The organism is Salipiger sp. PrR002, from assembly GCF_010500775.1.
In the GTDB taxonomy this organism is placed as follows: Bacteria; Pseudomonadota; Alphaproteobacteria; order Rhodobacterales; family Rhodobacteraceae; genus Salipiger.
The window spans coordinates 73,614-94,702 of record NZ_JAAGOU010000017.1; the positions used below are offsets into that span (position 1 = coordinate 73,614).

General features: G+C 65.9%; 19 protein-coding genes. 14 read left to right on the forward strand and 5 right to left on the reverse strand.

Annotated elements, in window-relative coordinates:
• Nucleotides 1-2: 2 nt before the first annotated feature.
• A complete protein-coding gene (locus G0A00_RS16915; protein WP_164180824.1) occupies nucleotides 3-671 on the reverse strand; it encodes a FliH/SctL family protein in 669 nt (222 codons plus the stop codon).
• Complete coding sequence (fliF, locus tag G0A00_RS16920) at nucleotides 668-2,377, reverse strand: flagellar basal-body MS-ring/collar protein FliF (RefSeq protein ID WP_164180826.1); 1,710 nt, start codon at nucleotides 2,375-2,377, stop codon at nucleotides 668-670. Before fliF ends, G0A00_RS16915 begins: the two co-directional genes overlap by 4 nt.
• Nucleotides 2,378-2,525: 148 nt before the next feature.
• On the opposite strand from fliF, the gene fliL reads away from it, so the two are divergent.
• Genes fliL through G0A00_RS16940 form a run of 4 tightly spaced genes read left to right on the forward strand, consistent with a single transcriptional unit; the run spans nucleotide 2,526 to nucleotide 5,047 of the window.
• Entirely contained in the window at nucleotides 2,526-3,101 is a 576-nt protein-coding gene (gene fliL, locus G0A00_RS16925) for a flagellar basal body-associated protein FliL (protein ID WP_164180828.1), read from the forward strand.
• Nucleotides 3,098-4,039, forward strand: a complete 942-nt coding sequence (locus G0A00_RS16930) for a flagellar motor switch protein FliM (RefSeq protein ID WP_164180830.1) — start codon at nucleotides 3,098-3,100, stop codon at nucleotides 4,037-4,039. Before fliL ends, G0A00_RS16930 begins: the two co-directional genes overlap by 4 nt.
• The gene (locus tag G0A00_RS16935; protein ID WP_066111174.1) at nucleotides 4,023-4,388 is read left to right on the forward strand and encodes a flagellar motor switch protein; all 366 of its coding nucleotides are present in this window, start codon (nucleotides 4,023-4,025) and stop codon (nucleotides 4,386-4,388) included. Before G0A00_RS16930 ends, G0A00_RS16935 begins: the two co-directional genes overlap by 17 nt.
• Nucleotides 4,389-4,393: 5 nt before the next feature.
• Nucleotides 4,394-5,047, forward strand: a complete 654-nt coding sequence (locus G0A00_RS16940) for a MotE family protein (RefSeq protein ID WP_164180832.1) — start codon at nucleotides 4,394-4,396, stop codon at nucleotides 5,045-5,047.
• Nucleotides 5,048-5,113: 66 nt separating this feature from the next.
• On the opposite strand, the gene G0A00_RS16945 is transcribed toward G0A00_RS16940, so the two are convergent.
• The 3 genes from G0A00_RS16945 to G0A00_RS16955 all read right to left on the reverse strand — a co-directional run bounded on the left by G0A00_RS16945 (nucleotide 5,114) and on the right by G0A00_RS16955 (nucleotide 10,003).
• Nucleotides 5,114-6,814, reverse strand: a complete 1,701-nt coding sequence (locus tag G0A00_RS16945; protein WP_164180834.1) for an ABC transporter ATP-binding protein — start codon at nucleotides 6,812-6,814, stop codon at nucleotides 5,114-5,116.
• An 88-nt stretch (nucleotides 6,815-6,902) separates the two neighbouring features.
• Nucleotides 6,903-9,035, reverse strand: coding sequence for a TonB-dependent siderophore receptor (locus tag G0A00_RS16950; RefSeq protein ID WP_164180836.1), 2,133 nt, complete (start codon nucleotides 9,033-9,035; stop codon nucleotides 6,903-6,905).
• A gap of 44 nt (nucleotides 9,036-9,079) precedes the next feature.
• Nucleotides 9,080-10,003 (reverse strand): AraC family transcriptional regulator, encoded by a 924-nt coding sequence (locus tag G0A00_RS16955; RefSeq protein ID WP_164180838.1) that lies wholly within the window; start codon nucleotides 10,001-10,003, stop codon nucleotides 9,080-9,082.
• 405 nt (nucleotides 10,004-10,408) lie between these two features.
• Between G0A00_RS16955 and G0A00_RS16960 the strand changes: the two genes are divergently transcribed.
• The 10 genes from G0A00_RS16960 to G0A00_RS17005 all read left to right on the forward strand — a co-directional run bounded on the left by G0A00_RS16960 (nucleotide 10,409) and on the right by G0A00_RS17005 (nucleotide 20,989).
• Nucleotides 10,409-11,209 (forward strand): creatininase family protein, encoded by an 801-nt coding sequence (locus G0A00_RS16960; RefSeq protein ID WP_164180840.1) that lies wholly within the window; start codon nucleotides 10,409-10,411, stop codon nucleotides 11,207-11,209.
• 10 nt (nucleotides 11,210-11,219) lie between these two features.
• Nucleotides 11,220-12,035 carry an ABC transporter ATP-binding protein gene (locus G0A00_RS16965; protein WP_164180842.1) on the forward strand — a complete coding sequence of 272 codons (816 nt, stop codon included), beginning with the start codon at nucleotides 11,220-11,222 and terminating at the stop codon, nucleotides 12,033-12,035.
• Nucleotides 12,016-12,891, forward strand: coding sequence for an ABC transporter permease (locus tag G0A00_RS16970; RefSeq protein ID WP_235952987.1), 876 nt, complete (start codon nucleotides 12,016-12,018; stop codon nucleotides 12,889-12,891). Before G0A00_RS16965 ends, G0A00_RS16970 begins: the two co-directional genes overlap by 20 nt.
• A 1-nt stretch (nucleotide 12,892) precedes the next feature.
• Nucleotides 12,893-14,068 (forward strand): amidohydrolase family protein, encoded by a 1,176-nt coding sequence (locus G0A00_RS16975; protein WP_164180844.1) that lies wholly within the window; start codon nucleotides 12,893-12,895, stop codon nucleotides 14,066-14,068.
• Nucleotides 14,065-15,456 carry an FAD-binding oxidoreductase gene (locus G0A00_RS16980; protein WP_164180846.1) on the forward strand — a complete coding sequence of 464 codons (1,392 nt, stop codon included), beginning with the start codon at nucleotides 14,065-14,067 and terminating at the stop codon, nucleotides 15,454-15,456. Before G0A00_RS16975 ends, G0A00_RS16980 begins: the two co-directional genes overlap by 4 nt.
• Before the next feature lie 26 nt (nucleotides 15,457-15,482).
• Complete coding sequence (locus tag G0A00_RS16985; protein ID WP_164180847.1) at nucleotides 15,483-16,493, forward strand: ABC transporter substrate-binding protein; 1,011 nt, start codon at nucleotides 15,483-15,485, stop codon at nucleotides 16,491-16,493.
• Between the two features lie 18 nt (nucleotides 16,494-16,511).
• Nucleotides 16,512-17,156, forward strand: coding sequence for an NAD(P)H-dependent oxidoreductase (locus G0A00_RS16990; RefSeq protein ID WP_164180849.1), 645 nt, complete (start codon nucleotides 16,512-16,514; stop codon nucleotides 17,154-17,156).
• Entirely contained in the window at nucleotides 17,131-17,763 is a 633-nt protein-coding gene (locus tag G0A00_RS16995; protein WP_164180851.1) for a TetR family transcriptional regulator C-terminal domain-containing protein, read from the forward strand. The genes G0A00_RS16990 and G0A00_RS16995 overlap by 26 nt, the downstream gene beginning before the upstream one ends.
• The gene (locus G0A00_RS17000) at nucleotides 17,760-18,149 is read left to right on the forward strand and encodes a RidA family protein (protein ID WP_164180853.1); all 390 of its coding nucleotides are present in this window, start codon (nucleotides 17,760-17,762) and stop codon (nucleotides 18,147-18,149) included. The genes G0A00_RS16995 and G0A00_RS17000 overlap by 4 nt, the downstream gene beginning before the upstream one ends.
• 179 nt (nucleotides 18,150-18,328) lie before the next feature.
• Nucleotides 18,329-20,989 carry a Hint domain-containing protein gene (locus G0A00_RS17005; RefSeq protein ID WP_164180855.1) on the forward strand — a complete coding sequence of 887 codons (2,661 nt, stop codon included), beginning with the start codon at nucleotides 18,329-18,331 and terminating at the stop codon, nucleotides 20,987-20,989.
• The last annotated feature ends 100 nt before the right edge of the window (nucleotides 20,990-21,089 follow it).

Here is a 21,089-nt window from a genome sequence, read left to right on the forward strand (position 1 = left end):
TCTTATTCTCCTGCCTGATCCTGCCCGATGGCAGCGTCGATCCGCGCCTTGCTGTCCTCGAGCGCGCCGAGGATCCGCTGACAGATGTCGTTGAAACTGTAGCTCATCACGCCGTGGTCCCATTCCGCCCGCACGTCACCGGCGGCGAGAGAGGGATCGGATTTCACTTCCAGACGCCCGCCAAAGCCCGACTGCCGGGCGATCCGATGCACCTCGGCGCTGGCGCGTTCCGTAGCCTCGGGGGCGAACCACAGCTTCAGCTCCGCCGCGCCAAGCGCCATGCGCACCGCGCTGCGGGCTTCCTGCGTGGCCTCCGCCTCAGACAGCGCCGCGCTGGCCGCAGGGGCCACCTGCCGCAGCACCGACAGGGCAAAGCCAACCATCTGCGCTTCCAGCACGGCGTGATGCGCGTCGGCATCGGCAAACAGTGCCTGCAGCGCCGGAGCGACCGCTTCGAGCGCGCTCACCTGACGGGCGCTGGCGCTTTGCTGCGCCGCCTGAGAGGCTTCGTCGCGGCCCTGCGACAGCCCGGCCTCGAGCCCTTCGGCATGGGCCTTGGCCACCGCCGCGTCGAATTCGGCGCGGGTGTAGATCGCCCCGGCGCGGATCTGCTGGCCGCGCGCGGCGGCCTCTGCCTCGGCATCGAAATTGCGGTCGAAGATGAAGCTCATGTCGCGGACCCTTCTGCCAGCCAGCTCTTCACCACTTTGATCGCGTCTTCGGGCTCACGTTCGATCAGCTCGCCCACGGTGTTGATCCAGCCGCGCTGCACGCCGCCCTGCACCGAGGCCACGGCCACCATCTCGTCGGACCCGTCGGGCAGCGGGTCGAGCACGGTGCCGCTGTGATAGACCGTCTCGTCACGATTGCCGCCCTGCTGCGCCGAATGAATGTGGGTGACGTTGCTCTGACCGATCTGCCCCTGAGCGCCCTGAGCGCCCGGCAGGGCAGGGGCGGCGGCAGGGGCCGGAAGGCCGCCAGCGGCCTCGCCCTCACCCTCGTTGGCGACCATCAGGCGGTTCAGCGCCGGGCGCACCCCGAGGATCAGCACAGCGGCCACAAGCGCCAGCGCAAAGAGCCCGCGCAGGATGGTGCCGATATTCTCGGACAGGATCTGTGTGAAGCTGCGCGAAACCGGCTCTCCCACGTCCATCGAGTAATCCATGAAGCGCAGGCTCACCACCTCGATGCTGTCGCCGCGCGCCTCGTCAAAGCCCATGGCGCTTTGCACAAGGGCTTCGAGCCGGTCCAGTTCTTCGGCGCTGCGCTCTTCGTATTCCACCGACCCGTCGGGCTGCACGTTGTAGATGCCGTTGACCAGCACCGCCACCGACATGCGCTCGACGTCGCCGGGTTCGCGCACAGTCTCGACCTGCTTGCCGCCGATCTCGTAGTTGACGATCTCATTGTTGGTGTTCGAGCTGTTGGTGTTGCCGCCGGGCACCGCGTCGGCCAGAGCGGCGGGCACGTCATCGGCGACACCGACCTCACCGCTTGCGGCGCGCTGGTCCTGCGTCACCTCTTCTCGGGTTTCGGTCGAGCGCACCACCCGCTGATCGGGATCATAGCTTTGCTCGCGCACGACCTGCCGTTCGCTGGTGAGATCGACACTAACGGTGACCCGCGCGTTGCCCGCGCCGACCCGGGCCGAGAGGATCTGATTGATGCGCTGGCTCAGCCGGTCCTCGATCTGCGCCCGCGCCGATTGCAGCGACGCCTCGCTGCCCGCCTCGCCATCATCCGCAAGGATCGTCTCGCCCGAGGCCGAGAGCACGGTGACTTGCGCCGGGGCGAGATCGGGCACGGCGGATGCAACCAGAGAGCGAATCGCATGGGCTTGCTTCATGCCGATCTGCCGCGAGCCGCGCACGATCACCGAGGCCGACGGCGTGGGGCGCTCGCGGGTGAAGGGCTCGCGCTCGGGCAGCACGAGGTGAACCCGCGCGGCCTCGACCCCGTCGATGGTCTGGATCGAGCGGGCCAACTCGCCCTCCATCGCGCGCATCCGGTTCACACGCTGCATGAAACTGTTCATGCCGAGCCCGCTCTGCTCGTCGAAGAGCTCCCAGCCCGGCGTGCCCTCGCTGGGCAGGCCAAGCGAGGCAAGCTCCATACGGGCGCGCGCCATTTCTTCGGCGGGAACGCTGACGGCGGTGCCTGCGGTGTCGGTGCGGCTGCGGATGCCCGCGGCGTCGAGTGAGTCGACGATGCGGGCCGCATCCGCCGGATTGAGATCGCGGTAGAGCGAGACATATTCGGGCGTGGTCGCAACCGACAGGCCGAAAAACAGCGCAACAACAAGCGCTAGGCCCGTTCCGCCCAGCACCGACAGGCGCTTCCAGCCCAGCGATTTCAGATTTTCCAGTAGCGCCTGCACGTGTCTCGTTGTCCTGCCCTGTCACCCACAGCAAGAATAAACACAACTGTTCTTGATCATCAAGAACTATACCGGAGGTTCTGCTTGCTTAACGCGAAGATCCGGACCATAATATTACAAGATTAACCACCACTGCCGATGACGGTTCATGGCTGACGCGACAACAACGGAAAATGGTGCCGGCGGCGGCTCCAAGAGGGGCAAGCTCATCATCGGGCTCGCCGTTGCGCTTGCCTGTACGCTGGCCCTGCTGATCGGCCTTCTGGCCTCGGCCGGTCCGGGGCAGCTGATGTCGCTGATCACCGGAGAGCCCCCCGCAGCCGTTCCTGACGAGGCACATGGCGGCACCGACGCGCATGGCGCGCCGCAGGGCCCCGGGGCGCAGAGCGTCAGCACCGATGAGCATATTGTCGTGCTGCCGTTTCAAGAGATCATCGTCAACATCACCGCGACCACGGCCACCGGGCGGCAGACCACGCGGTTCCTGAAGCTCAACCTCGCCATCGTCTACGACTCGCGCATCGCAGGATCCGAGAAGATCGAAAGCCGCCAACTCTTCATGCGTGACAGCTTTCAGGACTATCTGCGGCAGCTCAACGAAAGCGATCTGCAGGGCTCGATCGGGCTGGCGAAGCTGAAGGCCGAGCTGCTGCGCCGGGCGCGGGCGATCACCGGCAGCGACGCACCGCAGGAATTCCTCATCGCGGATCTCATCATCCAATGACCGAGCACAGCGAAATCACCATCGACACACGGGCGGTCGAAGAACTGATCGTCGAGCGCGCGAAACGATCTTACACCCGGCTGCCCATGCTCGAGGTGGTCTTTGACCGCTTTGCCCTGTCGCTGGCGCAGGTGCTGAAAAGCTACCTCGGTGCGATGGTTGATGTGACGCTCAAACAGGTCGACTATCTGACCTGTCAGGACGCCATCGACGCGCTGCCCGACCCCTCGCTGATCGCCGTCACCGAGGCCTTTGACTGGAACGGCACGATCGCCGCGGTCATGCGCCCCGATCTGCTCTATTCGGTTCTGGAGATTACCTTCGGCGGACGCACCGTGCCGGAAAGCCCGCGCAGCGCCCGCAGTTTCACCGGGATCGAAAAGCGCGTCGGCAAGAGCTTTTGCGAGCAGACGCTGGGCGAGCTTTCGTCGGCCTTCGAGAAGGTCACGCCCGTAAAGTTCGAGGTCAGCCACCTCGAGACCAATCCCAAGGCGCTGCTTCTGGCGCCGCCGACCAGTTCCTGCGCGCGCGCGGTGCTCAGCCTCAACATCGAGGACCGGGTGAGCGAGATGGTCTTCCTGCTGCCCAACACCGCCTTCGACAGCGTCGGCGACGTGCTGTCGCAGAACTTCACCGGGGGCCAGCTTGGCGGCGACACGGGCTGGCGCCTGAAGCTCACCGAGAAGCTGGGCACCACGGCGATCCCGGTCTCGGCGGTGCTGGGGCAGGCGGTGATGCCGCTGCGCGACGTGCTGTCGTGGATGCCGGGGCAGGTGCTCGATCTGGGGATGCAGGTGGATGACCCGGTCACCATTTCGGTGATCGGCAAGGATATCGCGAAGGCCGAAGTGGGGCGCCGGAAGAACGGCAAAATCGCCCTCAAAGTTTCTGATAAATTGTACGAAGAAGAGGAATTGCCAGATGTCCTTCTTGATTGACATTGCCATTCTGGTGCTGCTCGTCGGAACGCTCACCTATGCGTGGGTCGTTGACCGCCGGGTGCGGGTGCTGATGGCGGCGCTCAAGGACCTCGAGCCGATGATCGGCAGTTTCTCGGCCGCGGTGGACAAATCCGAAAGCACGGTCACGGCCCTGCGCAGCGCGGGCGAGCAGGTCGCCGACCAGCGCGCGCGCCGGCAGCGTGAACCCGAGGTGTCCCGCGACGAGGCGCCCTCCTTCCGCACCACCCGTGAGCGGCCGTCGCGCCCCAATGGCACGGCGTCTGTGTCGGGCAAATCCGAACTGGTGCGCGGTTTCTTCGAGACCGTGCGCAACCGCGAGGCCTGATGCCAATGCGACCGATATCCTTCGTCATGATCGGCCTTGCGGTCGCGGTGGTCTCGAAGATCGCCCTGACGCTGGCTGAACAGCCGAAACTGGCGCTGCTCACCGACACGCCGCCCAAACCCGAGCAGACGCTCTTTGTCGGCGCGGCGGCGGCTGCGGCCAGCGAAGAGCCGGAACCCGCTGCCAAACCCAAGGTCAGCGCCGCCAGCGACGCGCCGCTGCAATGCGAAGACGGCCCCGAGGAACTGCTGGCCGAGATCCGCGAAGAACGTGCGCTTCTGGTCTCCCAAAAAGAGCGCAACGACGCCCGCGAAGCCGAGCTCGATCTCGCGTCCGAGACGCTGGAGGTCGAACAGCAGCGGCTGGCCGATCTGAAGGTCGAACTCGATGGTCTGCTGGAGAAGGTGAAGGCCGCGCATACCTCGGATGTGGACCGGCTGGTGGCGCTCTACCGGAACATGAAGCCCAAGGATGCGGCGGTGATCATGGACGATCTCGACATCGAGGTTTCGGTCATGGTGCTGGGCACGATGAACGAGCGCGACGCCGCGCCGATCCTTGCCGCGCTGAACCCGGTGCGGGCGCGGGCGATCTCGCAGATCATCCTCGAGCGTTCCAAGCTGCCGGGCGACCAGCGGCTCGACGACATCAAACTCTGAACGGGTTTCCCTCGTGAAAAGCGCCGGCTCACGCATGTGGGTCGGCGCTTTTTGCTGGGCTCGCGATCAGCTAGCCAGTTCGTAATAGGCCGCTTTCGCCTCGATCAGCGCCTCGTGCTTGCCGCGCTCGACCACACGGCCCCGCTCCAGCACCACGATATGATCCGCGTCGCGCACGGTATTGAGCCGGTGCGCGATGACCAGCGTGGTCCGCCCGACCGCGAGCCGAGACAGCGCCGCCTGCACCTCGCGTTCGGTTGTCCGGTCGAGCGCCGAGGTCGCCTCGTCGAGCAGCAGGATCGGCGGGTTCTTCAGGAAGACCCGCGCGATGGCCACCCGCTGGCGCTGGCCGCCCGACAGCATCACGCCGCGCTCGCCCACCACCGTATCGAGCCCTTTGGGCAGGGACTCGACCAGCGGGCCAAGCTGGGCATGGGCCACGGCGGCGAGGATGTCCTCTTCGCTCGCGCCGAGTTTGCCGTAGGCGATATTGTCGCGCAGCGTTCCGCCGAACAGAAAGACATCCTGCGAGACCAGCCCGATCTGGCTGCGCAGCGAGGCGAGGGTCATCTTGTGGACCGGCACACCGTCGATGCGGATCTCGCCGCCAGTGGGTTCGTAGAACCGTGGCAGCAGCGCCATCAGGCTCGACTTGCCCGCGCCCGACGGGCCGACCAGCGCCACGGTCTCGCCGGGGTGGATGTCGAGCGAGACATCATGCAGCACCCCGCGCGCACCGTCATAGGCAAAGCTGACCTGATCGAAGGTGATTTCGCCGCGAAATTTCGGGGCTTCCTGCGCGTCGGGCGCGTCGGCGATATCGGCCTCGGTTTCCAGCAGTTCGGTGTAGCGGCGGAAGCCCGCGATGCCGCGCGGGTAGGTTTCCATCACCGCGGCGATCTTCTCCAGCGGGCGGAAGAAGACGTTGACCAGCAGCAGGAAGCCGACAAAGCCGCCCTCGCTGAGCGAGCCGTTAAAGACGAAGCCCGCGCCCGCCACCATCACCACCACCTGCACCAGCCGCATGCCGCCGTAATGCAGGGCGGTGAGCTTGGCCATGACACGGTACGCGTCGAGCTTGGTTTCGCGGTAGCGCCGGTTGTCCTCTTCGAAAAGCGCGCGCTCATGCGGCTCGTTCGAGAAGGCCTGCACCACCCGGATCCCGCCAAGGCTTTCTTCCAGACGCACGTTGAAGGCGCCGACCCTGCCATAGATCTCTTGCCACGCGCGGGTCATGCGCCCGCCGTAGACCGCCACCAGCCAGACCATCACCGGCACGATCACCAGCGTCATCAGCGCCAGCGGCAGATGGATCCACGCCATCAGGCCAAAGGCCCCGGCGAAGGTCATGATCGCGATAAAGAGGTCCTCGGGGCCGTGGTGGGCGACCTCGCCGATCTCTTCGAGGTCGCGGGTCACCCGCGCCACCAGCTTGCCGGTCTCGGCGCGGTCGTACCAACGCCAACTGAGCTTGGTGAGATGGGCGAAGGCGCGGCTGCGCATCTCGGTCTCGATGTTGATGCCCAGCTTGTGACCCCAGTAGGTGACCACGATCATCAGCCCGGCGTTGACCAGATAGACCAGCACCAGCCCGATCGCCGCCAGAATGGTCAGCGTCCAGTCGCCCCCCGGCAGCAGGTGGTCGATGAAGCCCGCGATGGCCAGCGGGAAAGCCAGTTCCAGCAGGCCCGAGGCGACGGCTGAGCCGAAGTCGAGCCAGAACAGGCGCATATGGGGGCGATAGTAGGCGAAGAACTGGCGAAGCATCCGGCTGTCTCCTGAGGCGGTATGGTCTTTCTACGGCAAAAGGCGCCGCACCTGTCGTGCGGCGCCCCGAAGTGTCAGCTGGCGCGGATCACCATTTGTAGGTCAGGCGCGCCTGCACCGTGCGGCCGTCGCCATAGTAGCACCCGAAAGAGCCGCAGTTGGCCACATAGGCCTCGTCGGTCAGGTTGCTGACGTTGACCGAGACCTGCATGTCCTCGGTGATCGCATAGGCCGCCTGCAGATCGAGCAGCGTGACATCTTCCATATGGTAGGTGTTGGCCGCATCGCCGTAGCGCTCGCCGATGTAGCGCGCACCACCGCCAACGGTCAGGCCCGCCAGCACCGTATCGGGCGCAAAGCTGTAGTTGGCCCAGAGGCTGGCATTGTGCATCGGCGCGTTCGGCAGATCGTTGCCCTCGTTGTCGCCCTCGGTCTGTTCGGCGAGGTTCCAGCTATAGGCACCGCGGAGGTTCCAGCCGTTGTCGAGGTCAACCGAGCCTTCCAGTTCCAGCCCCTGCGAGCGCGCCTCGCCGATCTGGTTGTAGTCGCCCACGCCGTTTGCGTCGGTCGTCGCGGTCAGCAGGTTGGTCTGCTTGAGGTCATAGATCGCCGCGCTGAAGAAGCCGTTGAAGCCGAGCGGCTGGTATTTCACGCCTAGTTCCCACTGCTCGCCCTTGGTCGGCTCGTAGGTGTTGCCGCTGTTGTCCGCCCCGATCTCGGGATCAAAAGAGGTGGCATAGCTGACGTAGGGCGCGACGCCATTGGCGAAGACATAGCTCAGACCCGCGCGGCCAGTGGTGGCCTCGTCGTCCTGATCAATCTTGGTGCTCGAGGTCGTCGGCGAGGCATAGGCGCTGTAGATCGTGCTGGTGCCTTCCTGGCTGGACCAGTCGTGGCGCAGCGCCAGCGATGCGCGCCAGTTGCCAAAGGCCATCTCGTCCTGCGCGTAGATGCCGAATTGCTCGAGCGTCAGGTCGTTGGTCTCGACGTACCACGCATCAGAAAGGTTCGCGCCATTGTACGACGGGTTCGAGAAGCTGATGTCGTCGGCAAAGGCAAAGCCGGTGGAGTCCTTGATGCCGTAGCGGCGCAGGTCCATGCCAAAGAGCAGCGTATGCGCGACAGGGCCGGTGTCGACGGTGCCGGTGATCCGCGCGTCGAGGTTCTGGGTGAAGCTGTCCTCGGAGGTGATATTGGCGCCGCGCGTGATGGTGTCGCCGTCGGTCACGCCGTTGTTGACGTAAAAGCCCGTGTAGTCCCAGTCGAACTTCTGGTAGCGGAAATTGACGTCCAGATCCCAGTTTGCACTCAGTTCCTGATTTAGCTCGAAGCCGAGGTTGAGCGTCTCACGCTCGCTTTCGTCGTCGCTGCTGTCGCCCGCGTAGAACTCGCGCAGGTCTTCATCGTCGGCATCGCCGATCAGATCATAGGGCACACCGGCCGGGGTGATCGGGCTGTCCTTCAGCCACGAGCCGAGGACCTGCAGCGAGGTGCCTTCGGTCGGCTCCCAGCGGGTGGCAAGCCCGAGGTACTTGCGGGAATTTTCCAGGTCCTCGACGTCTTCCTCGCTGTCGCGCGCCACGGCGGTGACGCGGGCGGCGAAGGTGTCGCTGAAGGCGTGGTTGTAATCGATGAAGCCTTCGGTCGCCTTGGGATCGCCGAGACCAACGCCGACCTCGCCGAAGCTGAGGAACTGCGCGCGCTTCTGGATCTGGTTGATCACGCCGCCGGGGATGCCAGCACCATAAAGCACCGAGGCCGGGCCCTTCAGCACTTCGACACGCTCCAGAGAATAGATCTCGAAGGCAGGCGCCCCGAAGTCGCGCAGCAGCCGCAGGCCGTTGAGATATTGCGCGTTGCTGCCGTCAAAGCCGCGGATGGTCGGCGAATCGAAGCGCGGGTCGGTGCCATAGGGCTGCGCCAGCAGGCCCGAGGTGTAGCCCAGCGTGTCGCCCAGAGTGGTGGCGCCCTGATCCTCGATCTGCTCGCCGGTGATCACCGAGATCGACTGCGGTGTCTCGAGGATCGGCGTGCCGGTCTTGGTGGCGGTCTGCGCGGTGGTTGCGACATAGCCCGGCACCGGGTCCGAGGGATCATATTCGCCTTCAAGAACGATCTCGCCGAGATCGAAGAGGTCTGCGGTGGATTGCGCCTGCGCCGCGCCGGCAATGGCGATCAGGCTGGCGCTGGCCATAAAGGACAGGCGGGGGGTGCTGGTCATGTCTCGTCCCAAGATACGGATGTCTGTTTTGATTTTCCGAGCATTTAACTCGGGAAATCATCGCCCGCTTGAACCAGACCGCCGTGATTTGACGAAATCGCGCTCAAACGCGCCCGCCGCCATGCTCCGGGCGTCTCGCCATGGGCGCTGCGGAAGGCACGGGTGAGATGCGCCTGATCGGCAAAGCCCACTTCGGCGGCGATCTCGGCAAGCGGCATGGGGCTGTCGGTCATCAGCGCCATCGCCGCCTCCAGCCGCAATTGCGTCAGCCAGCGTTGCGGGGTGGTGCCGAGGCTTTGCTTGAAGGCGCGGGTCAGCCAGCTTTCCGACAGGCCCGCGAGTTCCGCCAGTTCCGCGACCTCGATCCGCCGGTGCAGCGCGGCGACGGCATGGCTGCGCAGATCGCGGATCACATGCGGCGCAAGGCCGCCGCGGCGCGGGGCCTGCTCGGTGACGCCAAGGTCGAGCACTTCGCAAAGCAGGGCCGACAGCAGCCCGTCGAGCATCATCTCGGGCCGGGCAGGGGCTTGCACCTCATCCGCCAGCATCGCCGCCAGCGCCGCAGCGCGGGTGCCGCCGGAGAGGAAATGCGCGCGTTCCATCTGCGACCCGCCACCGGGGGCGCGCAGCCGCTGCGCCAAGGGACCCGCCTCCAGATGCAGATCCAGATGCGCATAGTCCCGCCCCTCGGTCAGTTCGCTCCAGAGCGGCATTCCCGCTGGAATATAGAAGGCGGCGATCCCTTCCATCCACGCCGCATCCGGGCCGGTGCGCAAGCGCAGCGCGCTGTCCGAAGCGCCGAGAAAAACCACCAGCCGCGGATCGGGAGAGCTGTAGAAGCCGCCTCCGCCCGCCTCGCCCCGCACATGCCAGACATCGGCGATCGCACCGCCCCAGCGCCGCCAGCGCAGGGGGCGCAGTGGGTGGATGGCTCGGGTCTGAGAGGTCATGCGAGGCATGAAGGTCATGGCGGCCTGCATCGGAGAAGGGTGGGGGCCGGGCTGGGCCGGAACCCCGCGGAGCGTCGTGGAGAGGATCCTGCACGGGCCGACAGGTCCATAGGGTCACCCCGCAATAGCCTTTCCTGAGTAGTTTAGTCAAGCAATGGGTCTTCGTACCGCCCCATCCAGCCTTTCCACGGCTCGATTCGGCTGATCCTGTCGCACCCCGCCCTGTGGAACCACGCGACGCGCCCGGGTTTTGCACAATTTCGATGCATCTTTTGCCCATGGCACAGCCAAGCCGCCGCTGCGCCGTTGCGGCAACCGGCATTTTCATACCAAATGGTTTGATCACTTGCTATGAACCGACATAGAGCAGCGCAGGCAAGCACACCGGGCAAGCACACTGGGCAGACAGATGAAGGGGCACGCATGAAACGATACTGGGCCGATTACAGCAGCCGCGAGTTTGCCGCGCTCGAACGCGAGAAGCTGATCGCGGTGCTGCCTCTGGGCGCCATCGAACAGCACGGCCCGCATCTGCCCATGTCGGTCGACAGCTGCACGGTGAACGGCGTGGTCTCGCGTCTCGCCGAGACGCTGCCGGAGACCAGCCCGGTCGTCTTCCTGCCCACGCAAGCAATCACCAAGAGCAATGAGCACAGCGCCTTTCCCGGCAGTCTGACGCTTTCGGCCGAGACGCTGCTGCGCGCATGGACCGAGATCGGCGCCTGCGTCGCGCGCTCGGGCGTGCGCAAGATCGTCCTGCTCAACGGGCACGGCGGCAACATTCCCGCCATGGACATCGTCGCCCGCGAGCTGCGCGAGAAACACCAGATGATGGCCTTTGCGCTGAGTTGGTTCGCCGCCGGCATGCCCGAGGGGGTCTATTCCGAGCGCGAACGCCGCCACGGCATTCACGCGGGCGATATGGAAACCTCGGTGATGCTGACGCTGGATCCTGCGAACGTCGACATGTCGCAGGCCCGTGATTTCCCCTCTCAGGCAGAGGTCTGGGCGCAGGAGACCCCTTCGATCGCGCTGCCCGGACCGGCAAAACCGGCGTGGCTGACGCAGGATCTCAGTAGCGCAGGAGCCTGCGGCGAGGCACATCTCGCCAGCGCCGAAAAAGGCGAGGCGACGCTCGATCACGCGGTGACACAGCTCACCCGGATCTTCGACGAGATCGACCGCGCGCCGCTGTCGCGCCTTGATGCGCATCCCGATTGGTAAGGAGCCCGCCATGCCCCTCGACACCTCCGCCACCCCCTCTGTGCAGGCTGCCGCACAGATCGAGATGTCTCATGTCTTCAAGCGTTTCGACAATGGCACGCTGGCGCTGCAGGACATGGACCTCACCATCCGGCAAGGCGAGTTCGTCAGTCTTCTCGGGCCCTCGGGCTGCGGCAAGTCGACGGCGCTGCGGATGATCTCGGGGCTGCTGGCACCGTCCTCGGGCCAGATCACCGTGAACGGCCACGCCCCCGGAGAGGGCGTGCAGGGCGGCGATGTCAGCTTCGTTTTCCAAGAGCCGACGCTGATGCCTTGGGCCACGGTCTTCGACAATGTCTATCTGCCGCTGAAGCTGCGCGGGCTCGGCCGCCGCGAGGCCGCAGCGCAGGTGACCGAGGCGCTGGAGATGGTCGGGCTGGCGAAATTCGCCGAGAGCTACCCGCGCGAGCTGTCGGGTGGCATGAAGATGCGCGTCTCGATCGCCCGCGCCATGGTCACCAAACCGAAGCTGCTGCTGATGGACGAGCCCTTCGCGGCGCTCGACGAGATGACCCGCTTCAAGCTCAACAACGACGTGCTGAACCTCTGGCGGCGCAACGGGCTGACGGTGATCTTCGTGACCCATTCGGTGTTCGAGAGCGTCTACCTGTCGAGCCGCGTCGTGGTGATGGCGCCGCGTCCGGGCCGCGTGGTGCACGACATGGCGCTGCCCGATGCCTCTGCCCGCGACGCGCACTACCGCACCACGCCTGAATATGCCGAGACCTGCCGTCTCGTCTCCGATGCACTGGAAGGGACCATGGACGATGTCGACCTCAACCACTGACCCCGTGACCATGGCCCCGCAGGCCACCCCCGCAAAAGACACCGCAGAAGACTCCGCGCTGCGCGCCGCCCGGCGCGAGCGGCACCTGCAGATCCTCATGCCCTGCGCCGCGCTGCTCTGCGCGCTTGGGCTGTGGGAATTCCTCGTGCGCTATAACGAGATCCCGCACTACCTGATCCCGGCGCCCAGCCTCATCGCCAAGACGCTCTGGACCGACGGGCCTTCGCTGCTGTCGAGCGCATGGTTCACCGTCAAGCTGACGCTGCTGTCGCTGGGGCTCGCGATCATCGGGGGCGTGGCGCTGGGGATGATCTTTGCGCTCTCGCGCACCGTCGAGCGCAGCCTCTTTCCCTTCGCGGTGATCCTGCAGGTGACGCCGGTGGTGGCCATCGCGCCGCTGATCCTGATCTATGTGGACAGCACCTTCGCGGCGCTGCTGATCTGCGCGTGGATCGTCGCCTTCTTCCCGATCCTGTCGAACACCGCCATCGGCATGCGCAGCGCCGATCACAATCTGCGCGACCTCTTCACCCTCTACGAGGCCAGCAAATGGCAGCGCCTGCGCTACCTGCTGATCCCCTCGGCGCTGCCCTATTTCATGGCCGCGCTGAAGATCGCCGGGGGTCTCGCGCTGATCGGCGCCGTGGTGGCGGAATTCGTCGCGGGCACCGCCGGGCAGAACACGGGGCTGGCCTCGCGCATCCTCGAAAGCAGCTTCCGGGGCGAGATCCCCCGCATGTTCGCGGCGCTTTTCTTGGTGTCGATGCTGGGCATTGTGATCTTCCTCGCCACCTCGTGGCTCTCTCGCGCCGTGCTGGGTCACTGGCACGAGAGCGAGATCAAGCGGCAGGGCTGAGATGAGCGTGACCACGTTGAACGGCGTCGCGCTGGCCGGGCGCGAGGGGCAGTGGGACGTGACGCTGGAGGGCGCACGGATCACGGCGCTCGCCCCGTCCGAAGCGCAGGGGGGCGGGCTGCTGCTGCCCTGCTTTGCCGACGCGCATGTGCATCTCGACAAGACCTTCACCGTCGCCCGCGTGCCGAGCCGCCCAAAGTCGCTGCATGACGCCATCGAGCTGATGGCCGGAGACAAGCCGAACTGGACCGCCAACGACCTGCGCCAGCGTGCCGCGCGCGGGCTGCGCCGCGCCTTTGCCAATGGCACCAAGGCGATGCGCAGCCACGTGGACTGGACCGAGACGGAGATGCCCGAGGCGCTGCCGGTGCTGCGCGCGTTGGCCGAGGAATGGCGCGGCAGCGTCGATCTGCAGCTTGCCACGCTGACACCGCTCGATGCCTTTGCCGATCTCGGCGCGCGGATCGCGCAGGAGATCGCCGGGACCGGCGCCGTGCTGGGTGCCTTCGTCTACCGCAACGACGACATTCCCGGAAAGCTGCGCAGGGTCTTCGATCTGGCCGAAAAGCACGACCTGCAGCTCGACTTCCACGTGGACGAGGGGCTGGAGCCGGACGCGCAGGGGCTCGATGCGATCCTGCACGAGACCGAAGCGCGGGGCATGGCGGGCCGAGTGCTTGTGGGGCATTGCTGTGCGCTCTCGGTCCGCCCCGAGGGCGAGGTCGCCGATCTGCTGGGACGGGCAGGGGAGGCTGAGATGGCCCTTTGCACCCTGCCGACCACCAACGCCTTTTTGCAGGACGCCACCCCCGGCCGCACGCCGCGGCTGCGCGGGCTTGCGCCGGTGCATGAGGCGCGCGCTGCCGGGATGCCGGTGATGCTGGCCTCGGACAACGTGTGCGATCCGTTCTACCCGCAGGGCGATTACGATCTATTCGACGTCTACCGCATGGCCGTGCTCGCCGGGCATCTCGACCCGGCAGGCTGGCTTTCCAGCGTCACCGAGACCCCGGCGCAGTGGCTCGGCCATGACGTCCAGATCAAGGCCGGTGCCCCCGCCGATTTCATCCATATCGCCGCCAGCAGCCTCGACGATGCTCTGAACCGCCCGCGCGCGGTCCGCACCGTCTGGCGCGATGGCGCCCCCATCCCCGAGACCTCCGGAGACCCCGCATGACCGATACGCAACTGGCCGAACCACAGGGCCGCCACGCCGAGGCGCTCGCCGCGCTGCGACAGGAACTCGACGGGCTGCGCTTTTATGACGACGAACGCGCGCTCGAAGCGCGGTCCAAGGATTACTTCTGGTACAGCCAGATCCTTGATGCCGAACTGAAGGACAAGCGCGCCGAACTGGTGGTGATCCCGCAAACGCAGGACGAGGTGATCCGCGTCGCCGCTGCCGCCGCGCGCCACAAGGTGCCGGTCACCCTGCGCGGCGGTGGCACCGGCAACTACGGGCAATGCGTGCCGCTCGAGGGCGGGCTGGTCGTCGACCTCACACGGCTGAACCGGATCCTCGAGATCACCCCCGGCCACGCCCATGTGGAGGCGGGCATCCGCATGTCCAAGCTCGACGATGCGGCGCGCGAGACCGGGCAGGAGCTGACCATGTACCCCTCGACCCGCAGCCTCGCCACCATCGGCGGCTTCATCGCGGGCGGCTCGGGCGGCATCGGCTCGCTGCGCCACGGGATGCTGCGCGATGAGGGGAACCTCACCTATCTCAAGGTGCTGACCCTCGAAGAAGAGCCGCAGGTGATCGAACTGCGCGGCGCCGATGTGCAGAAGGTGCACCACGCCTATGGCACCAACGGCATCGTGCTGGAGGTTGGCCTTGCGCTCACCCCCTCGACCGACTGGCTGCACACCGCCGCGCTCTTTGATGGCTACGACAAGGCGCTGCGCTTTGCCACCGCCGCGCAGGAGGACGGGCTGGATTGCTACTTGCTGACCCCGGTAGAGCGCCGCTTTGCCCCCTACTATCGTAAGTTCGAGGGCTATTTCCCCGAGGATCGCGACGCCGTCTTCGCCATGGTCGCGCCCAGCGACATGGACCGTTTCCGCGCAAGGGCCGAGGCCGAGGGCGCCACGATCTCCTTTGCCATGACCATGGAAGAGATCCACGCCAACCGCCTGCAGCCCGCCTATGAGTGCGGCTGGAACCACACCACGCTGCAGGCGCTGAAAGTGGACAAGGGCTGGACCTATCTGCAGGTCGCCTATCCGCGGCCCTTCGACATCGATCTGGTGATGCGCCAGATGGCCCGCTACGGCGACGAGATGTTCTGGCACCACGAAATGGCGCGACAGGACGGCGAGATCCAAATCTTCGCCCTGCCGCTGGTGCGTTTCCGCGGCAAGGACGCGATGTACGCGCTGATCGCAGAGCTGGAGGCCGACGGCTGCACGATCTTCGATCCGCATGTGGTCACCATCGAGGATGGCGGCATGAAGACCATCGACACGGCGCAGATCGACTTCAAGAAGCGCGCCGATCCCTACGGGTTGATGAACCCGGGCAAGACCCGGGGCTGGCGCCCCGACATGGCGCGCAGCGCATAACACGACCCACCAACAGGACAAAAACCATGACCAAACTCGGAATTTCGCTGACGGCACTCGCCGCGTCGCTGGCCGCCTCCGCCGCTTTCGCCGGTGACAAGGTTGTCTTCGGCACCAACTGGCTGGCACAGGGCGGCCACGGCGGTTTCTATCAGGCGCTGGCGGACGGCACCTACGAGAAATACGGCCTTGAGGTCGAGATCCGTCAGGGTGGCCCGCAGGTGAACAACCGCCCCATGCTGATCGCGGGCAAGCTCGACTTCCTGATGGCGGGCAACCTGCTGCTCTCGTTCGACAACGTGCGCAACGGCATCCCCACCACCGTGGTCGCCGCGATCTTCCAGAAGGACCCGCAGGCGCTGATCGCCCATGAAGGTGCCTACGAGAGCTGGGAAGACCTCGCCACCGCGCCCGAGATCCTGCTCAGCAAGGACGGCCAGTTCTCCTACTGGAAGTGGATGGTGCAGGACTTTGGCTTCCGCGACGAGCAGGTGCGCCCCTACGGCTACAACCTCGCGCAGTTCCTCGGCGACGAGAAGATGGTGCAGCAGGCCTATGCCACTGCCGAGCCGCTCTATGCTGCCGCTGAGGGCGCGGATGTGGCGACCTATCTGATGGCGGACTACGGCTGGAACACCTACGCCACCACCATCGAGACCCGCCAGCAGATGATCGACGAGAACCCGGACGTGGTGCAGCGCTTTGTCGATGCCTCGATCGAGGGCTGGTACACCTTCCTCTACGGCGATCACACCGCCGGTTACGAGGCGATCATCGAGGCCAACCCCGATCTGACCGTCGAGAAGCTGGACGCCGAAATGGCGCAGATGGCCAAGCTCGGCATCATCGACAGCGGCGACGCGCTGGATCTGGGCATTGGCGCGCTGACCGAGGCGCGGATCGCCAAATTCTACGAGACGGCGGTGAGCAGCGGCATCCTCGAAGAGGGCTCGGTCGATCTGACCAAAGTGGCCGACACCTCCTTCGTCAACCAGCGCCACGGCATGGACATCAAAGCCGCCGCCGAAGGCAACTGACCGGCAGAGGGCGGCGTCATGCGTGTGCTGATGGTTTTTGCCCATCCGGGCCGCGAAAGCTATGGCGCCGCCCTCTTTGCCACCGCGCGCGAGAGCCTGCTGCGCGCCGGGCATGAGGTCGAGGTGATCGACCTCTACGCCGAAGGCTTCGATCCCGTGCTCACTGCCGAGGATTGGGCCGACTACCTGAGCGATACCGACCGGCTGATCGCGAAACTGGACCGCCATGTCTCGGCCCTGCGCCGGGCCGAGGCGCTGGTGATGGTCTATCCGACGTGGATGTACGGCCCGCCCGCCATCCTCAAGGGCTGGATGGAGCGGGTCTGGCTGCCCGGCGTCGCCTTCGAAGTGGCCAGCGCCACCAAGAAGCGCGCCACCGGCAGGCTGCAGAACATCCGCCATCTGGCGGTGATCACCACCTCGGGCTCTCCTTGGTGGTGGCTGCGGCTGATCCGCGATCCGGGACGCTCTATGCTGACGCGCGGCTATCGGGTGCTGTTTCATCCGCGTTGCCGGATCACGTGGTTGCAGCTACACGACATGAACCACCGCAAGCCCAAGGACCTGAAGGCCTTTCTGGCCAAGGTCGACCGCCGCCTGTCGCGGCTTGGAGGCGAAAAGAACAGGGGTAGGGGCGATGAATGCCGCAAGTCTGAAGCGTAAGGAGATCCACGGCGCGATCCGCGAGGCCGCGCTGCGCGAGTTTGCCGCCACCGGGCTGGCGGGCACCTCGACGCAGCAATTGGCCAAGGCCGCCGGGATCACCAAGGCGCAGCTGCATTACTACATCACCTCGAAAGAGGACCTCTACCGCGAGGTGCTCGAAGGGATCATCGCGCAGTGGCGCGACATCTTCTTTGTCGAGGGCGAGCAGGACGATCCCGCCGAGGTGATCACCGGCTATGTGCGCCGCAAGCTGAAACTCTGTCTCGACCAGCCGGAGGGCTCGCGGCTCTTCGTGCAGGAACTGCTGCGCGGCGCGCCCGAAATGGAGGATCACTGGGCCGGGCTGCGCGCCTCGGTTGACGAAGCCTCGGGGGTGATCCGCCGCTGGATCGACGAGGGCCGGATGAAGCCGGTGGATCCGGTGCTTTTCATGATGAACATCTGGGCCGTCACCCAGCATTACGCCGACTATCAGTTGCAGAGCCGCCGCGTGCTCGACGTGCCCGATGAGGGCGCGCTGGACTTCGAGCGTATCGCCGATGAGGCGGTGCAGCTGTTCCTGATGCGCGCCGGACTGGCCCGAGCGCCAAGGAGACCCCGATGAAATCCCTGACCCCCGACACCATCGCCGCGCCCTTCGGGCACTACTCGCACGGCATTTCCGCCGGGCCCATCGCCGTCACCTCGGGCCAGCTTGCGCTGCGTCCCGATGGCTCGATCCCCGAGGGCGTCGAGGCGCAGGCCGACTATTGTTTCGACGCGTTGCGCGCGATCCTCGCCGAAGACGGGCTGGATTTCTCGGATGTGCTGAAGGTCTCGGCCTATGTCACCCGGCGCGAAGACATGAAGGGCTATATGGCCGCCCGCGACCGCGCCTGTGCGGACCTGCAGGTGAAGCCTGCCTCGACTCTGATGATCGTCTCGGGGTTCACCCGGCCGGAATTCCTTGTCGAGATTGAGGCGATTGCTTTGCGCAGGCCTTCTTCTTAAGGGCGAGCGCCGCCAGCATTTAAGGCAAAATTAGACACTTTCGTGCAACAACCCTCTCGCGCCGGTGACGCTGTGGGCGCCGTTTGGCTGCCTGACGTTGCGAAATCGCAGGCTGCGTGCCAGTGCTGCCGCAACGGTCGGGTACAGCGGCCGCGCTTCCGAATGAGAGGCAGTGTGTTGTGGCAAGTTACGAAATCAGCGCCTTTTCAGTAGGCGACTATTATTACCTTTCCGAAGATGGTGTGGCTGGTGCCGGCGTCACACCCACTTGGGAACAGAGCCAGCGGGTCACCGTCGCGGTCACCGACGATGAGGATTACCTCAGCGGTGGCGGCGCCGCGCTCGACGGCAGCCAGCAGACCGCCACGGCCACCGACGCCGACGGCACGGTGCTCGCCACGGGCAAGCTCTACGTCAGCAGCGTCAACATCGTCTACGCGCCCGATGGCACCGCCATCAACGTCTATGAGTTGGCGATCGAAGGCTACGGCGTTGTCGGCTATGCCACCGACCAGCCGATCACGCCCGGCGTCACCTACACCTACGGCGGCGCGGGCACGCTGCCCGCCGAGGGCGTGGCCTATAGCGCGCTGGATCCGCAAGCCTACGAGCGCGACGACGCCAACACCATGGAAGGTGGGAATTTCTCGGAATCCCTCGATGGCGGGGCGGGCGACGACTCCATCGAAGGCGGCGGCGGCAACGACACGATCATCTATGGCGAGGGCGCCGACACCGTCTACGGTGGCGATGGCAACGACTACATCGACGATATCTCCGGCTCGCAATATTACGGCGCGAACGAGTTGCACGGCGGCGCGGGCGACGACCTGATCTACGGCGGCTACGGCAACGACACCATCTATGGCGACGACGGCAACGATACGATCTACGCCGAGGGTGACGACGACTCGATCGAGGGCGGCGCGGGCGACGACTATATCGAAGGCGGCGACGGCAACGACACCATCGACGCGGGCAGCGGTTCGAACACCGTCTATGGCGGCGCGGGCAACGACCGCATCGACGACGAAACCGGCCCGATCCTGACCGGCGGCAACGAGTTCCACGGTGGCGACGGCGACGACACGATCTTCTCGGGCGACAGCGCGGACACGGTCTATGGCGACGCCGGGGCCGACCAGATCAACGCCGAAGGCGGCGACGACAGCATCTGGGGCGGCAGCGGCAACGACACGATCACCGCCGGATCGGGCAATGACACGGTCTATGGCGACGCCGACAACGACAGCATCTCCGGCGGCACGGGCGCTGACGAGATCTGGGGCGGGACCGGCGATGACTCGATCCAAGGCAACGGCGGCACCGATCTGATCTACGGCGAAGATGGCGCCGACACGCTCGATGGTGGCCTTGGCAGCGACACGCTCTGGGGTGGCACCGGCGCCGACACCATCTGGGGCGGGGACGGCAACGACTACCTGCTCGGCGAGGACGGCAACGACTCGATGGACGGCGCCGCGGGCGACGACGTCCTCTGGGGTAGCGCCGGAGACGACTGGCTGTGGGGCGACACCGGATCGGACCGCTTCTATTTCACCGACACCGAAGACTTCGACATGGTGTATGGCGGTGAGGATGGCGACGACAGCGACACAGACGCACTCGACTTCACCTATGCGACGGACCCGGTCTCGGTCACTTTCGACGGCTGGGAGTTCGGCAGCTACGAGGTGGGTGCCGCCGGTTCCACCGGCCAGTTCTGGGAAATCGAGCAGGTTGTCGGCGGATCCGGCAGCGACACGATCGACGCCTCGGCCAGCGACGCCGACGCGGAGCTATATGGTCTCGCGGGCGACGACAGCCTCACCGGTGGCAGCGGCGCGGATTCGATCAGCGGCGGAGATGGCAGCGACACGATCACCGGCGGCGAGGGCGATGACACGCTGACCGGCGGCGCGGGCAGCGACAGTTTCAGCCTGACCACCGACGGTGGCGCCGACACGATCACCGACTTCGACATGACGCTGGACGGTGACAATCGCACCATCGACCAGCTCAACACCAGCGGGCTGCTCGACGACGCGGGCGAGACGGTCAACACATGGGATGTCGTGGTCAGCGACGACGGCTCGGGCAATGCCGTGCTGACCTTCCCGACCGGCGAGAGCGTTGTTCTGATGGGAGTTTCTCCGGAAAGCGTCACCGCCGATCAGACGCTTTATGCCATGGGTGTGCCCTGTCTCGTGGCGGGCACACCGATTGCGACACCGGGCGGCTGGACCCCGGTCGAAGAGTTGCAGCCCGGCGATCTGGTGATGACAGAAAGCGGCGCGCAACCGATCCTCTGGGCCGGGGCGCGCAGCGTGACCGGCGATGAGATCGAGGCCGACCCGATGCTTGCCCCGGTGGTGATCCAGCCCGGCGCGCTCGGCAATGCTGCTGAACTGCGCCTGTCGCGCCAGCATTGCATCGCGGTCACCGACCCCGCCAGCGGCCAGCCCGCTCTGGCCCGCGCCGGGCATCTGGCGCAGCGCCGCGGCAGCCGCCTGCGGCTTGCGCGCGGGGTGCGCGGGGTCAGCTACCACCACCTGCTGCTGCCCAGCCACGCGCTGCTGAATGCAGGCGGTCTGCTGGTCGAGAGCCTCTGGCCCGGTCCCACGGCGCTGCGCGCGCTCGGCCCCAAGGCACAGCTTGAACTCGCTTCGGTCAGACCCGAGCTCGCGCCTGCGATCTGGGGTCTCGAGCCAGTGAGCGCCCTCTATGGTCCCGCCGTGCTGCCGGTGTTGCCCGGCGCCGATATGCGCGGCGGCGACGGCCCGCTGCTGCCGTTGCTGCCCGGGCCGGACTATGGCCTGCCACGGCGCGCGAAGGCTTAACACAAATTAACCATAAGACAGATTACACGGGACGCGCCGCTGTAGCGGCAAAGCTAAAATGTCACCCATGAACAATTCAGGAATGTCACTCTCCCCGCAA

Coding starts and splice junctions, on each gene's coding strand:
- G0A00_RS16915 (WP_164180824.1), bottom strand. CDS start 671: ATGAGCTTCATCTTCGACCGCAATTTCGATGCCGAGGCAGAGGCCGCC.
- fliL (WP_164180828.1), top strand. CDS start 2,526: ATGGCTGACGCGACAACAACGGAAAATGGTGCCGGCGGCGGCTCCAAG.
- G0A00_RS16930 (WP_164180830.1), top strand. CDS start 3,098: ATGACCGAGCACAGCGAAATCACCATCGACACACGGGCGGTCGAAGAA.
- G0A00_RS16935 (WP_066111174.1), top strand. CDS start 4,023: ATGTCCTTCTTGATTGACATTGCCATTCTGGTGCTGCTCGTCGGAACG.
- G0A00_RS16940 (WP_164180832.1), top strand. CDS start 4,394: ATGCGACCGATATCCTTCGTCATGATCGGCCTTGCGGTCGCGGTGGTC.
- G0A00_RS16945 (WP_164180834.1), bottom strand. CDS start 6,814: ATGCTTCGCCAGTTCTTCGCCTACTATCGCCCCCATATGCGCCTGTTC.
- G0A00_RS16950 (WP_164180836.1), bottom strand. CDS start 9,035: ATGACCAGCACCCCCCGCCTGTCCTTTATGGCCAGCGCCAGCCTGATC.
- G0A00_RS16955 (WP_164180838.1), bottom strand. CDS start 10,003: ATGACCTTCATGCCTCGCATGACCTCTCAGACCCGAGCCATCCACCCA.
- G0A00_RS16960 (WP_164180840.1), top strand. CDS start 10,409: ATGAAACGATACTGGGCCGATTACAGCAGCCGCGAGTTTGCCGCGCTC.
- G0A00_RS16965 (WP_164180842.1), top strand. CDS start 11,220: ATGCCCCTCGACACCTCCGCCACCCCCTCTGTGCAGGCTGCCGCACAG.
- G0A00_RS16970 (WP_235952987.1), top strand. CDS start 12,016: ATGTCGACCTCAACCACTGACCCCGTGACCATGGCCCCGCAGGCCACC.
- G0A00_RS16975 (WP_164180844.1), top strand. CDS start 12,893: ATGAGCGTGACCACGTTGAACGGCGTCGCGCTGGCCGGGCGCGAGGGG.
- G0A00_RS16980 (WP_164180846.1), top strand. CDS start 14,065: ATGACCGATACGCAACTGGCCGAACCACAGGGCCGCCACGCCGAGGCG.
- G0A00_RS16985 (WP_164180847.1), top strand. CDS start 15,483: ATGACCAAACTCGGAATTTCGCTGACGGCACTCGCCGCGTCGCTGGCC.
- G0A00_RS16990 (WP_164180849.1), top strand. CDS start 16,512: ATGCGTGTGCTGATGGTTTTTGCCCATCCGGGCCGCGAAAGCTATGGC.
- G0A00_RS16995 (WP_164180851.1), top strand. CDS start 17,131: ATGAATGCCGCAAGTCTGAAGCGTAAGGAGATCCACGGCGCGATCCGC.
- G0A00_RS17000 (WP_164180853.1), top strand. CDS start 17,760: ATGAAATCCCTGACCCCCGACACCATCGCCGCGCCCTTCGGGCACTAC.